We start from the raw sequence: 13,194 nt of genomic DNA, 5'->3' as shown, positions 1-13,194 counted from the left end.
GAGGGATTCTCTTGGAAAGCATCTATGGCAAGCAGAGAGAGGCGCTCCCTGAGATTCTCGGCGCGTTTCGCACGCGCATCGAGGAGATCAGCGCACGCGTCAAGGAGCGCACAGGATCGGCGCCCTACGAGCATCTGATCTGCCGCGTCAAGTCGGACGAGAGCATGCGTGAGAAGTGCCGCCGCAAAGGACTGCCCGAGACGCCGCAGTCGGCTCTCTGCAAGGTGCATGATGCCATCGGCGTCCGCGTCGTCTGCCGCTTCATCGATGACGTCTACGTCGTCGTGCGTGCGCTCAAAAATCTTTCGGGCGTGACGGTCTTCGAGGAGAAGGACTACATTCGCGACGTGAAGTCGAACGGCTATCGCAGTTACCACATGATCGTTTCGATCGAAGCGCCGTTCGAGGATGTGGCAGGGAGGAATCCCGGACATTTCTTTGTGGAATTGCAGCTTCGCACGCTCGCCATGGATTCCTGGGCGAGTTTGGAGCACGAGATGATGTACAAGCACACGGTCAAGAATCGCAAACTGTTGGCGGCGGAGCTCAAACGCTGCGCCGATGAGCTTGCCTCGTGCGACCTTTCGATGCAGACGATCCGCAACTTGATTCGAGAGACTGATGTGATGGGCGAGGTGATGGCATGAAGCTCCTGCTGGCGGAAGATGAAAAGGATATGGCGGCGGCGCTCGTCGCAGTTCTGGAGCATTCGGGCTACGAGGTCGACGCTGTTCGCGACGGCAGGGCGGCTCTGGCGCTCGCGCACAAAGGCACTTACGCCTGCATGGTCTTCGATGTGATGATGCCCGTGATGGACGGCGTGACGGCCTTGAAAGAGCTGCGTGCGGCGGGCGATACGACGCCTGTCCTGCTGCTGACGGCGAAGGCGGAAGTCGGCGATCGCATCGAAGGGCTTGACGCGGGGGCGGACGACTACCTGCCCAAGCCTTTCGCGATGGGGGAGCTGCTCGCACGCCTGCGTTCCTTGACGCGCCGCGCTGAAGTCTATGCGCCCGCCGAACTGTCGCTCGGCTCGGTCACGCTCGACGTCGGAAAGCAGGAACTGGCGGCGAAGAGCGCCGTGCGCCTTGCGAGCAAGGAGACGCAGCTCATGCAGCTCTTGATGATGAATGCGGGAAAGTGCGTCACGACGTCGGAGATTTACGAGCGCGTGTGGCAGGGAGCGGAAGAGGGCGCGGACATCGTCTGGGTCTACATCTCCTACTTGCGACAGAAACTCAAAGCGATTCATGGCGACGTTGCGATTCGCGGTGAGCAGGGGGGAAGCTACACGATCTGCGAGGTGGGCTAGATGGAAATGGTATCGCGGCTGCGGCGCAAGTTCATCGTCCTAGGCACGGCTGCCGTCGTCCTCATCGTCTTCGTCGTGCTCGCCGCCTTGAACCTCGCGAGTTTCTACGACGAGGGAAGCCGCATCGAGGCGGTGCTCTCCTACATCACGCGCCACGACGGCAAGCTGCCCGAAAAGCGCATTGTCGACGAGGGCTTCGACTATACGCCGGAGTTTGCCTTTCAGACGCGCTACTACTGGGCGAAATTCAGTGAGGATGGTGCACTCCTTGCGGCGGATGCGAGCCACATCGCCGCCGTCACCGACGAGGAAGCCGAGGCATTGGCGACGCGTCTCGCTCATGGCGTCAGCCTGCGCGGCAACTACGAAGCCGATGGCGCCTACTACGCCTATCTCGTCACGAAGCTTGAGGGGGGCGGCTCCTTCGTCGTCGTCATGGACTGTACGCGCGAGATGCAGATGGTTTGGAACGGCGTGCGCTTTTCCGTCCTCGTCGGCCTCTTCTGCGTGCTGCTCTACATCGCGCTCGTCGCGTGCTTCTCGCGCTGCCTCGTCGCGCCCTTCGTGCGCAACTTGAAGAGCCAGCGCCAATTCGTCACGAACGCGAGTCACGAGCTGAAGACGCCAATCGCCATCATTTCGGCAAACACGGAAGTGCTTGAGATCACGATGGGCAAAAACCAGTGGACGGAGACGATCTTGAAGCAGGTAAAGCGGCTCTCGGGTCTTGTCAACGACATGGTCGCGCTTGCGAAGCTCGAAGAGCGCGTCTCAGAGCATTTCCACCCGATCGACGTCAACTGCGCGGAGACGGCGCGTGAGGTTGCCGCCTCCTTTGAACTTCCCGCGAAGGAGCAGGGCAAGCGGATCGTGACAGAAATCGAAGACGGCGTTCATGTGCTCGCCGATCAGCGCATCATTTACACGCTGATGAACGTTCTCGTCGACAATGCCGTCAAATATGCGGATGACGGCGGCGACGTGCAGATTGCTCTCGCGAGCGGCAGGCGCGGGCGCGGTATGGTCTTTTCCGTGACGAATCCCTATGCGGCGGGCGAAGGTATAGACTATTCGCGCTTCTTCGAGCGTTTCTACCGCGAGGATGCGTCACATAACAGCGAGAAGGCCGGCTACGGCATCGGTCTGACGATCGCTGCTGAAATCGTCAGCTATCTCAAGGGAAAGCTCGCGGTTCGTTACAAGGATGGTGCGATCACTTTCGAGGCCGCACTGAAGTGAGGAGAAAAAAGATTGAAGCTTATTTCCATCGTTGTCCCCGTATTCAACGAGGAGGACAATCTCGAACATTTTTATCAGGCGATTTCTGAGGTCATGGCAGGGGCGAAGTACGATTTCGAGCTGATCTTTGTCGACGACGGCTCCAAGGACGGAAGCCGTGAGATCCTGCGCCGCCTGGAGGAAAAGGATGCACGCGTGCAGCCCATCTTCCTCTCGCGCAACTTCGGGCATCAGCTTGCCTTGACGTGCGGCCTCGACCACGCGGACGGCGCGGCTGTCATCACGATGGACGGCGACATGCAGCATCCGCCCGCGCTGATTCCGACGCTTCTTGCCAAGTGGGAAGAGGGATTCGATGTCGTGCAGACGATCCGTGAGACGACGGAGGGCGTCGGCTTCTTAAAGCGGGCGACGTCGTATTGGTACTACAAGGCGCTCAACAAGATTTCGCGCGTCCACATCCAGGAGGGCGGCTCGGATTTTCGCCTCATGGATCGCAAGGTCGTGCTGGAATTTCGCTGTTACCGTGAGCGTGCGCGCTTCATTCGCGGCATGATCGGCGCCATGGGCTACCGTCAGGTGCAGATCCGTTTCGTCGCGCCCAAGCGCTTTGCGGGCGTCTCCAAATTCTCGCCGCGAAAGATGCTGCACTTCGCGCTCGACGGCATCCTCGCCTATTCTACGGTGCCACTGCGGTTGGGTCTTTACTCGGGGTTCATCTGCGGCATATTGAGCATCTTGCTGCTCCTCCATGTGCTTTACATCAAGTTCATCGAGGGGAGCGCCGTGCCCGGCTGGGCGACGATCACGGCCTGCGTGCTACTTTTCGGCGGACTGCAGCTCGTCGCGCTCGGCATTCTCGGCGAGTACATCGGGCGCATCTTTGAGGAGGTCAAGCGGCGGCCTCTCTACCTCGTCGCACGCGGCAAGCCCAAGGAAATCGCACGCATGGCGAGCGAGGACGCTGGGAGGGAGGAGAAAAGTCGTGAGGAGAGGGAAGGACATGACGATGAAGAAAAAGGAAATCATCCATGAGGTGCGCCGCTACTTTGTAATCCTTTTCGGCTGCGCCGTCTGCGGCGTCGGCATCAACCTCTTCATACTGCCGGCAAACTTGCTGACGAGCGGCCTCGGAGGCATCGCCATCCTCCTGCACTACTTCGTCGGCTGGCCTGTCGGCGCGCAGCTCCTCGTCTACAATCTGCCGATTCTCTACCTCGCGCATCGCTTCGTGGGAAAGCGCTACGCCGTCGATACGATTCTGGGCACGGTGCTCTTCTCCCTCGGCATCGACGCTTTCAGTCCGCTTTCGGCGCTGCATCCAGTACATGACACAATGCTCAACGCCATCTTCGGCGGCGTCGTCTCGGGCATCGGCTACGGCATCATCTTCCGCTTCGGCTCGAATACGGGCGGCGTCGATGTGCTCGGCGCCATCTTGAAGAAGTATTGGTCGATTGACGTCGGCACGGGCGTATTCCTGCTCAACATGCTCGTCATCGCAGCGTCGGCGGTGCTCTTTGATTTGGAGACGGCGCTCTTCACGCTCGTCTGCATCTATGCGACAGCGGAGCTTACGAACCGCTGGGCGGCGGGATTCAATCGCGAGAAGGCGATCTTCATCATCTCAGAGGAAAGTGAGAAGATCGGCGACGCCATCATGGAGAGCCTGCACCGCGGCGTCACCTACATCGAAGGCCGGGGCGGCTTTCTGCAGGAAAAGAAAGCCGTCGTCTTCGTCGTCGTCTCCCTGACGCAGCTCGCACGCGTCAAGGCAATCTGCGATCGCTTGGATAAGAATGCGTTCCTCATCATCGCGAACGCTTCCGAAGTGCGCGGCAGGGGTTTTTCGCGCGAGCGCATCCTCTATCAGTTCGCGCAGCGCAAAGAGCTGATCGAGGCGCGGGAGCGGGAGAAGGGCGGGGCTTGATCCAAATGACCTCAGCAACGACAACAGGCAGAGTCGCATGGGATGGCGGCTCTGCCTGTTGTCATCTTTGCTTATATCTTTTTGCGGTGGTGCCGGCTTGATTCGCCCCGCCTCGATCGTCTTGTCAGCGAAGTCTCATTTCACGCCGCGCTTTTCGCGCAGGTAAGCGTCCATCGCCTCCGCCACATGTTTGGCGTCGTTGACGACTTGGACGACGTTGCACGGACCGAGGACGACGTCGCCGCCCGAGAAGACGCCGGGGCGGGTGGTGGCGCCCGTTTCATCGACCTCGACCAAGCCTTTTTCGTTCGTCTCTATGCCCGTGGTCGTGCGCACGATCTTGTCTTTCGGATCTTGGCTGACCGCGATGACGGTGCTGTCGGCAGGACACAGGACAGGATCTCCTTCGCCCGTCAGTTTGCCTTCTTCGTCGAAGTGGCGGTCGCGCATCAAAGGTCCGTCCTTCGTGATGGAATCGACGCCCTTGCAGAACTCGAATTCCACGCCGTCCGCCTGCGCGTACTCGAATTCGCGCACGCTGGCGGCGACCTTGTTGCTGCGTGAATAGACCGTGACGTAGCGGCAGCCCTTGCGGATCGCGGTGCGCGCGACATCCATGGCGGAGTTGCCCGAGCCGATGACGGCGACGCGGTCGCCGAGAGCGAAGGAGTCGGGGTTTTGCAGATAGTCGACGGCGAAGTGGCAGTTGCCGAGGCTTTCGCCCTTGACGCCGAGGCTGCGCGGACGCCAGACGCCCGAACCGATGAAGATGGCGTCGTGCCCGTCGGCAAAAAGCGTGTCGAGCGTCAGAAGGCCGCCGATCGTGCGGTTGGGTCGGATGCAGATGCCGAACTCACGCAGCTTTTTCTCATAGCGGTCGAGAATGCTCAGCGGCAGACGGAAGTCGGGGATGCCGTAGCGCATCATGCCGCCGATCTTGTCCATGCGCTCGAAGATTGTCACGTCGTAGCCCCTCTGCGCGAGCTTGATGGCGACGGTGATGCCGGCAGGACCCGAGCCGATGACGGCGACGGTCTGCCCCGTAGAAGGTGCACGCTCCAAGGCGACGCGGTCGAAGTAGGTATTCGAGATGTAGTGCTCGATGTTGGAAATCTGGATGGCGGATCCTTTGCGCAGTTGGATGCAGTTGCCCTCGCACTGCTTCTCATGGTCGCAGACGAGCGAGCAGATGATGCTCAGGGGATTGTTCTCGAAGAGCATAGCGCCCGCCTCGTTGATGCTGCCTTCGAGAAAGAGGCGGATCATCTCGGGGACGTTCGTCTGCACAGGACAGCCCTTGATGCGGCACAGGGGCTTTTTGCACTGGAGGCAGCGCCGCGCCTCGTCAATGACATGGATTGCCATGAAGATCACCTATCCTTTGTTGAAATTGAAATATATTCCACCCTTCAGTTTACTTCAACGCGAGGATATTGTCTGTTACTATTATCACATTTTCTTAGGGAATCACTGATAAATTCAGCCGCCCATCTTCACACATCTGCGCTGTCCTCTCGTCGTCGACAAATCCTCGACGTAGCACCGCTACGCCTGCGGTTTGTCTCCTTGCTGAGCTGTCCAAGAGCCAAGTCCGAAGGACGCAGGCGATTGGGCAACGGCTCGTATGCGAAAACGTCCCAAGAATGCAAGCGCGAAGCGCGCGGCATGATTGGCTGACGTTGACCGCTATAGATATAGCGCATCTGTGCAAATCTGGGCGACCTCATTTTATCAGCGCTTCCTTAGAAAAGATAAACCTTCACCCATTGGCTGTATGTGCGGTGTCCTGCCTGGTGCCCGCCGTCTCGTTGGAGAGACCGAGCCGCTGCAGAAGAGCCATGTCCTCGGCAATGGTTGTGCCCGAGGTCGTGAGCATGTTGCCCGTGATGGAGGCCGATGCGCCGTAGAGGAAGGCGGGCGTGCCGTTGTCCTCGATGAGCTTGCGTCCCGCGCCGAGGCGGATGTTTGCCGTCGGGTTGATGAAGCGGAAGAAGGCGATGGTGCGCAGGATCTCATCGCTCGTCAAGGGCGTTCTGCCCTCAAGCGGCGTGCCGGGAATCGCCATGAGGGAGTTGATGGGAATGGATTCGATGCCGAGTTCGGCAAGGCTCACCGCCATGTCGAGGCGGTCTTCCCACGTCTCGCCCATGCCGATGATGCCGCCCGAACAGACGTTAAGCCCTTCGCCCTGTGCGAGACGGATCGTGCGGATGCGGTCGTCGTAAGTGTGCGAGGTACAGATCTCGGGAAAGAAGCGGCGCGACGTCTCGATGTTGTGATGGTAGCTCGTGACGCCCGCGGCGCGAAGCGCACGGAACTGTTCACGCGAGAGAATGCCGTGCGAGGCGCAGAGGTCAATATGGAGCTTCTTGCGCATGGCGCGGTAGCAGTCGAGCGCGGCGTCGAACTCCTTGCCCGCGAGCGCCCTGCCCGAGGTCACGATGGAGAAGCGGTTGACGCCCGCCTCCTCGTTGGCGCGTGCGTTGGCGATGATCTCTTCCTGTGCGAGAAATGCGTATTCCTCGACGCCCGTCCTGTGGTGCGCGGATTGGGCGCAGTACTTGCAGTCCTCGCTGCAGTGACCGCTGCGCGCGTTGATGATCGTACAGAGGTCGATGTGCCTGCCGCAGAACTGTCGCTGCAGTTCGTGTGCGCCCTCCTGCAGCGCTTCAAGCGGCGCATCGAGGAATATGGAGAGGTCGTCCTCGCGCTTGATGCGGCGGCCGCAGAGAATTTCTTTCGTGAGTTTTTTGACGGCGTTTTCCTTTGTCATGGCAGAGCCTCATTTCTTTCAAGAAGTTTGCATTTCCTCCCATTATATTTCAGACGGCGCATATAGTCAACTGATATGGAAATCCGGGTTAACCTTGGACTGCTATTGCTTCCTCGACTGTCGCAAGGTATAATGGGAACGATGAATTTAGAAGAGAGGAGTCTTTCTTTGCAACAGGTTTTGGAGGAGAAGATCGCCTTTGCCGATCAGCGCGAGGCGACGGCGCTTCTCGGCGAGCACGACGAGTACCTGCAGGTGCTCATGGACAATTTCGACTGCCGCTTCATAAGCCGCGGCGAGGAACTTGCGATCGACGGCGAGGCGGCTGTCGTGCGGGCGGCGGCGCAGGTCGTGCGCGAGCTGCAGTACCTGCACCGGCAGGGCACGACGCTCACGATGCACGAGGTGCGCTACAGCGTGGGACTCGTCAAGCGCGGCAAGGGCGAGGCGCTGCACAGCCTTTTCAGCGACACGATCCTCGTGACGAGTCGTGGACGTCATGTGCGCCCGAAAACGCTCGGCCAGCGCATCTACCTCGACGCCATTCGCAAGAATTCCATCACGTTCGGCATTGGACCTGCAGGCACAGGAAAGACGTACCTCGCCGTCGTCATGGCGGTGGCGGCGCTTCGTGCGAGGCTGGTGGAAAAGATCGTGCTCACGCGCCCTGCTGTCGAGGCGGGCGAGCGGCTGGGCTTTCTGCCCGGCGATCTGCAGGAGAAGGTCGATCCGTACCTGCGCCCGCTCTACGATGCGCTGCATGACATCCTCGGCTTTGACACCTACCAGAAGCTCCTCGCCAAGGGCGTCATTGAGATTGCGCCGCTCGCCTACATGCGCGGACGCACGCTGGAGGACGCCTTTGTGATTCTCGACGAGGCGCAGAATACGACGCCGAGTCAGATGAAGATGTTCTTGACGCGCCTGGGCTTCGGCTCGCGCATGGTCGTGACGGGCGACTTGAGCCAGGTCGACTTGCCGCGCGGCGTGTTCTCGGGACTTTCTGAGGCGAGCCGCATCCTGAGCGATGTGCGCGGCGTGGGCGTCGTCCGTCTGGAAGCACTCGACGTCATCCGTCACGACGTCGTCGCACGCATCGTCGAGGCGTATGACCGCGCGGACAAGGCGCGTCGGGATTCTGAGAAAAAGTCGGCAGAGCTGCAGGAGAGAAAGACAGCAGCGCTGGAAAAAGCTGCGGCATCGGAGAGAGGGGAGGCGGACGCATGAACATCCTGCTCAGTCACGAGGTGGAAGACCTGCCCCTTGACGAGGGTCTTGAGGCGGAGATTCGGCGCGCTGTGGAAAAAGTCGGCGAGATTTACGATGTGGCGGACGCCGAGGTCAGCATCACCTTGACGGACGATGCGCACATTCATGTGCTGAACCGCGAGTACCGCAGGATCGACCGTCCGACGGACGTGATTTCCTTTGCGCTCAATGAGAGCGAGGAGCCGGCGATCGCGGGCGGGCCTGCCGTCAACGTCCTCGGCGACATCGTCCTATCGGTTGAGCGCGCCGCGGCGCAGGCGGCGGACTACGGGCACAGCCTGCGCCGCGAAATCGTCTTCTTGACGGTGCACGGCATGCTGCATCTCCTCGGCTACGACCATGTAGAAGAGGCGGAGCGGCAGGAGATGGAGGAGGAGCAGCGCCATGTGATGGCGGCTCTCGGCGTGACGCGCGAGGAAGCGGCGGAAGGCTCTGCAGAATGCACGGAGCAAGTGACAGCGAAAGGGGAGAACGATGGAAAAGGCAAAGCATAGATCAGGCTTCATCGCTGTCGTCGGGCGGCCAAACGTCGGCAAGTCGACGCTCATCAACAGCCTCATCGGGCAGAAGATCGTCATCATGAGCGACAAGCCGCAGACGACGCGCACGCGCATCCTCTGTATCCTGACGGAGCCAGACGCGCAGATCGTCTTCCTCGACACGCCGGGCATCCACAAGCCGCGCCACACGCTCGGTGAATACATGGTGCGCGCAGCGGAAAGCACCTTGAAGGAGGTCGACGCCGTCTTCTTCGTCGTCGATGCGACGGAGAAGATGGGACCGGGCGAGCGCTATATCTTAGAGCGCCTGCAGGCGACGAAGTGCCCGTGCATCCTCGTCGTCAACAAGCTCGACCTCATCGAGAAGCCCGTCGTGCTGCCGATCCTCGAAAGCTACATGAAGGCATATCCGTTTGCGGGCGCCGTTCCCATATCGGCGAAGGAAGAGGTGAACCTCGACTCGCTTTTGGCGGAAGTCAAGAAGTATCTGCCCGAAGGACCTGCTTACTACCCCGAAGACATGGTGACGGATCAGCCCGAGCGACTCATTGTGGCGGAGCTTGTGCGCGAGAAGGCGCTTCTCGCGACGCGCGACGAACTGCCTCATGCCATGGCCGTCGACCTCGATGAGATGAAGGAGCGCCCCAAGGGGGGCTTTTACATCCGCGCGACGATTTACGTGGAGCGCGAGTCGCAGAAGGGCATCGTCATCGGCGCAAAGGGCGCTCTTCTGCGCGAGATCGGCGCACAGGCGAGAAAGGACATCGAGATGCTTCTCGGCGCGAAGGTCTTCCTCGACCTCTGGGTCAAGGTGAAGAAGGATTGGCGCAACCGCGAGGGCGTTCTGCACAACTTTGGCTTTGAATGAGAGGAAATAGGGAAAGGGCGGCAGCAGGATGAACAAGGTATCGAAGCGCTTTATTAACGGTCTTATCCTTCTCGTGCCGTTGGCCATCACGGTTTTCGTCGTGACAGAGGTGCTGAACTTCACGGAGATCGTGCTCGGCAAGCATTTTCCCGTCTATTATCCGGGCATGGGCATCGTGACGGTGCTGCTCGTCATCTATCTCGTGGGCTGGCTCTCATCGTACTGGTTCATGAAGCGCGTGATTTCCTATGGTGAATGGCTGCTCGGCAAGATTCCCGTCGTGAAGTTCATCTACAACAGTGTCAAGCACCTTTCGACCGCCGTTTTTGAGTCGAACAACATGTTTGACCACGTCGTGCTCGTACCGTTCCATCAGTCGCGGGCGCTCGGCTTCGTCATGGCAGAGGTGCCGGCGGTTTTGCGCGAGAAGCTCGGCGACGACTACGTCTGCGTCTTCGTGCCGTGGAGCCTCAACATGACCTCGGGCACGAACCTCTTCGTTAAGAAGAGTGATGTCATCTATCTCGACATCAGCAACGAGTCGGCGCTGCAGTACATGCTGACGGCGGGCGCCGTCATGCCGCAGCGGCAGATGTCGACGAAATCACAGGAGGCGGGCAGTGCGATGAGGCTGGCGGACGAGGTCGTGGCGGCGTCGAAGACGCAGTCTGCGCGTGCAGCCGGGGAAGCGTGCGAGGAGGCCGAACCGCATGGCACGCCGCAGCGCTGAGGCGCTCGTGCTCGCCACGAGGAATTGGGGCGAGGCGGACAAGATGGCGTCGCTCTTGACGCGCGAGTGCGGGCGCGTCGAGGCGGCGGCATTCGGCTGCCGCCGCCCGAAGAGCGCACTTGCGGCAGGGATGCAGATGTTCAGCCACCTCGATGTGGAGCTTACGGAAGGCGGCAGGGTCTGGACGGTGCGGCAGTGTTCGCTCAAGGGGCGGTTTCGCCGCCTCTCGGAAGATCTCTCGGCCATGGCATACGGCTCCTTCGTGGCGGAACTAGCGCTTGAGCTTTTTCCCGAGCACGAGCCTGCGCCCGACGCTTTCGACCGTCTGCTGCAGTTTTTTTGCGCCTTTGAGGAGCGCAATCCGCGTCTCGTGGCGCTGGCAGCGGCGTATCAGCTCCTCGCGCTCGCAGGCCTTTCGCTTCATCTTGCAAGCTGCGTCCACTGTGGTGCGCCCTTCGAAGAGCCGATGTCCGTCGACATCGGCGAGGGCGGCGCATTGTGCGCGGATTGCCGCAAAGAGGATATGCCGCTCTTTTCCGCCGAATTGAAGGAGTTCATCGAGAAGCTGACCGCTCTCGATTGGCAGGCGTTTCTCTCGCCGCAGAAGGCGGCGGGCGTGCGCTCTCCGGCGCCGTTTTCCGTCAGAAAGCAGGAACTTCTGGCAGCGGAAAGCCTGCTGCTCGCTTACCTGCGTGCGCTTTTCGGCAAACCTCTTCGCTCGCTCGCCTTCATCGCACAGATCGGCGGCGTTTGAAGCGTTTGCTGTGTGCTTGTGGCGAAGGCATGAGGTGCGTTCCCTCGACAGCGGCGGCCTACGGCGAGCCGAAGCGCGTGCCGATTTTGGAGGACGATGCTACGGAGCTGACGAACACCTACGGCGAGACGAAACTGACGATGGAGAAGATGAATGATGAAGTGGGTCAGTCGTGCCGACGGCGTTCGCTATGTGTCGCTTCGCTACTTCAACGCGGCGGGTGCGCTCTCAGACGGTTCAATCGGCGAGGATCACAAGACGGAGACGCATCTGATCCCGCTGATCCTGCAAGTGCCGAACGGCAAGCGAGCGCACATCACGATCTACGGCGATGACTACAAGACGCCCGACGGCACCTGTCTGCTCAACTACATCCACGTCGTCGACCTCGCCGACGCGCATGTGCTCGCACTCGAATACTTGCGGAAGGGCGGCGAGAGTGACATCTTCAACCTCGGCGACGGACAGGGCTTCTCGGTCAAGGAAATGATCGCTGCTGCAGAGAAGGCGACGGGCAAGAAGATCGCGGCAGAAATCGGCGCACGCCGTGCAGGCGACCCTGCGCAGCTCATCGCTTCCAGCGACAAGGCACGCCGCATCCTCGGCTGGCAGCCGCACTTCACCGACGTGGAAGAAATCATTGCGATGGCATGGAAATGGCACGAGAAGCATCCTGCTGGGTATGGGGAGTAACTTTCTGGCTAAAGTGCGTAATCGGTGCTATAATGATAATAGAGGTGGAAGAGAAATAGTTCTCATACAACAAGGAGAAATCCTAATGGCAGAGAATGTAGGAGATTCCTATCAAGATCCGACATACGATCAACATGCCAAACGTTTGCTTTCACAAAGAGCGATCATGGCACGTCTCTTGAAGCGAACTGTGCCAGAGTTTAAGGATGCTGCAATCGCTGACATCGCAGAAAAATATATCGAGGGCACGCCACAGATCAGTGAGATTCCCGTGGACAGGGATAAGACGAATACCGTAAGAACTAGGAAAGATTCGCCGAAAGAATTCCTCGGTGATGCCACGGAAAATATCGGCATCACGGAAGGCTGGGTTCGCTTCGATATACTTTTTCATGCGAGAGTTCCCCAATCGGGTGAACGCATCACCTTGATTATCAACGTTGAGGCACAGCGGACACAGAAAAGAGCGAAGCTGGGCTATGCACTCCTGCGCCGAGCCGTCTACTATGCGAGCCGCTTGATTTCTTCGCAGAAAGAAACTGAATTTACAGGATCATCCTACGATGAAATCAAGAAAGTCTACAGTATTTGGCTTTGCATGGACTCCCCGGACGGCAGGAGCGCCATCAATCGTTATGACCTTGCCGAACATCATATTCTGCACCATCATAAAGGAAAGCGTGCTGACTATGATTTGATGAGCATCATCACGATCTATCTTGGAAATGAACGACAGCAGGACGAGGATTGGCTCATTCGATTCCTGCAGATCTTGTTCAAAGACATGGAAATATCTCCGGCAGCGAAGAAGCAGCTTTTAAAAAATGAATTTGATATGGATATAAGTGCAGATATAGAAGAGGAGATGAGGACAATGTGCAATCTGAGTACAGGCATCTATGAACAAGGCATGGAGCGTGGCATGGAGCGTGGCATGGAGCGCGGCATGGAGCGCGGCATGGAGCGCGGCATGGAACGTGGGCGCGAGGAAGGAAAGGTTGATATTGTCCTGGAGATGCTGCGAAATAAGCTGCCACTCGAAATGATCGCAAGTATGTCGAAGTTTTCTTTGGAAAAAGTGAAAGAACTTGGCAAGATGCACAGCTTGCTTTAATTCGTGGAATTT

At 59.2% G+C, this 13,194-nt stretch carries 12 protein-coding genes and 2 pseudogenes; 12 read left to right on the top strand and 2 right to left on the bottom strand.

From position 1 onward, the window contains the following. Window positions 1-11: 11 nt before the first annotated feature. The 5 genes from SELSP_RS07955 to SELSP_RS07935 are packed head-to-tail and all read left to right on the top strand — an operon-like array spanning window position 12 to window position 4,481. Window positions 12-647, top strand: a complete 636-nt coding sequence (locus SELSP_RS07955) for a GTP pyrophosphokinase (protein ID WP_006191505.1) — start codon at window positions 12-14, stop codon at window positions 645-647. Beyond that, window positions 644-1,312: a response regulator transcription factor gene (locus tag SELSP_RS07950; protein WP_006191507.1), complete on the top strand. Its 669-nt coding sequence runs from the start codon at window positions 644-646 to the stop codon at window positions 1,310-1,312. Before SELSP_RS07955 ends, SELSP_RS07950 begins: the two co-directional genes overlap by 4 nt. Beyond that, complete coding sequence (locus SELSP_RS07945) at window positions 1,313-2,551, top strand: sensor histidine kinase (RefSeq protein WP_006191508.1); 1,239 nt, start codon at window positions 1,313-1,315, stop codon at window positions 2,549-2,551. 12 nt (window positions 2,552-2,563) lie between these two features. Further along, window positions 2,564-3,586: a glycosyltransferase family 2 protein gene (locus SELSP_RS07940; RefSeq protein ID WP_006191510.1), complete on the top strand. Its 1,023-nt coding sequence runs from the start codon at window positions 2,564-2,566 to the stop codon at window positions 3,584-3,586. After that, the gene (locus tag SELSP_RS07935) at window positions 3,555-4,481 is read left to right on the top strand and encodes a YitT family protein (protein ID WP_006191512.1); all 927 of its coding nucleotides are present in this window, start codon (window positions 3,555-3,557) and stop codon (window positions 4,479-4,481) included. The genes SELSP_RS07940 and SELSP_RS07935 overlap by 32 nt, the downstream gene beginning before the upstream one ends. A 135-nt stretch (window positions 4,482-4,616) precedes the next feature. On the opposite strand, the gene SELSP_RS07930 is transcribed toward SELSP_RS07935, so the two are convergent. Together SELSP_RS07930 and bioB are read right to left on the bottom strand one after the other, a co-directional pair. Next, complete coding sequence (locus tag SELSP_RS07930) at window positions 4,617-5,846, bottom strand: NAD(P)-dependent oxidoreductase (protein ID WP_006191513.1); 1,230 nt, start codon at window positions 5,844-5,846, stop codon at window positions 4,617-4,619. A 394-nt stretch (window positions 5,847-6,240) separates the two neighbouring features. Further along, a complete protein-coding gene (gene bioB, locus SELSP_RS07925) occupies window positions 6,241-7,254 on the bottom strand; it encodes a biotin synthase BioB (protein ID WP_006191523.1) in 1,014 nt (337 codons plus the stop codon). 132 nt (window positions 7,255-7,386) lie between these two features. On the opposite strand from bioB, the gene SELSP_RS07920 reads away from it, so the two are divergent. The 7 genes and pseudogenes from SELSP_RS07920 (at window position 7,387) to SELSP_RS07890 (ending at window position 13,182) form a co-directional block, all read left to right on the top strand. Then, entirely contained in the window at window positions 7,387-8,481 is a 1,095-nt protein-coding gene (locus SELSP_RS07920) for a PhoH family protein (protein WP_049781126.1), read from the top strand. Beyond that, window positions 8,478-8,936 (top strand): annotated as a pseudogene (gene ybeY / locus SELSP_RS07915) (rRNA maturation RNase YbeY); the annotation flags it as partial. The gene SELSP_RS07920 and the pseudogene ybeY, both read left to right, overlap by 4 nt. 61 nt (window positions 8,937-8,997) lie before the next feature. Beyond that, window positions 8,998-9,891: a GTPase Era gene (era, locus tag SELSP_RS07910; RefSeq protein WP_006191527.1), complete on the top strand. Its 894-nt coding sequence runs from the start codon at window positions 8,998-9,000 to the stop codon at window positions 9,889-9,891. 28 nt (window positions 9,892-9,919) lie between these two features. After that, window positions 9,920-10,621: a DUF502 domain-containing protein gene (locus tag SELSP_RS07905; protein WP_006191530.1), complete on the top strand. Its 702-nt coding sequence runs from the start codon at window positions 9,920-9,922 to the stop codon at window positions 10,619-10,621. Next, the gene (gene recO / locus SELSP_RS07900; protein ID WP_006191531.1) at window positions 10,602-11,375 is read left to right on the top strand and encodes a DNA repair protein RecO; all 774 of its coding nucleotides are present in this window, start codon (window positions 10,602-10,604) and stop codon (window positions 11,373-11,375) included. Before SELSP_RS07905 ends, recO begins: the two co-directional genes overlap by 20 nt. A 44-nt stretch (window positions 11,376-11,419) precedes the next feature. After that, window positions 11,420-12,068, top strand: a pseudogene (gene galE, locus SELSP_RS07895) (UDP-glucose 4-epimerase GalE); the annotation flags it as partial. A gap of 85 nt (window positions 12,069-12,153) precedes the next feature. Continuing rightward, on the top strand, window positions 12,154-13,182 hold the full coding sequence (locus SELSP_RS07890; protein WP_013740901.1) for a nuclease: 1,029 nt from the start codon (window positions 12,154-12,156) through the stop codon (window positions 13,180-13,182). The last annotated feature ends 12 nt before the right edge of the window (window positions 13,183-13,194 follow it).

It is taken from the genome of Selenomonas sputigena ATCC 35185 (genome assembly GCF_000208405.1).
Lineage (GTDB): Bacteria > Bacillota > Negativicutes > Selenomonadales > Selenomonadaceae > Selenomonas > Selenomonas sputigena.
Note: the sequence above shows the minus strand (reverse complement) of the source record. Positions and strands in the feature narration are given on the sequence as shown.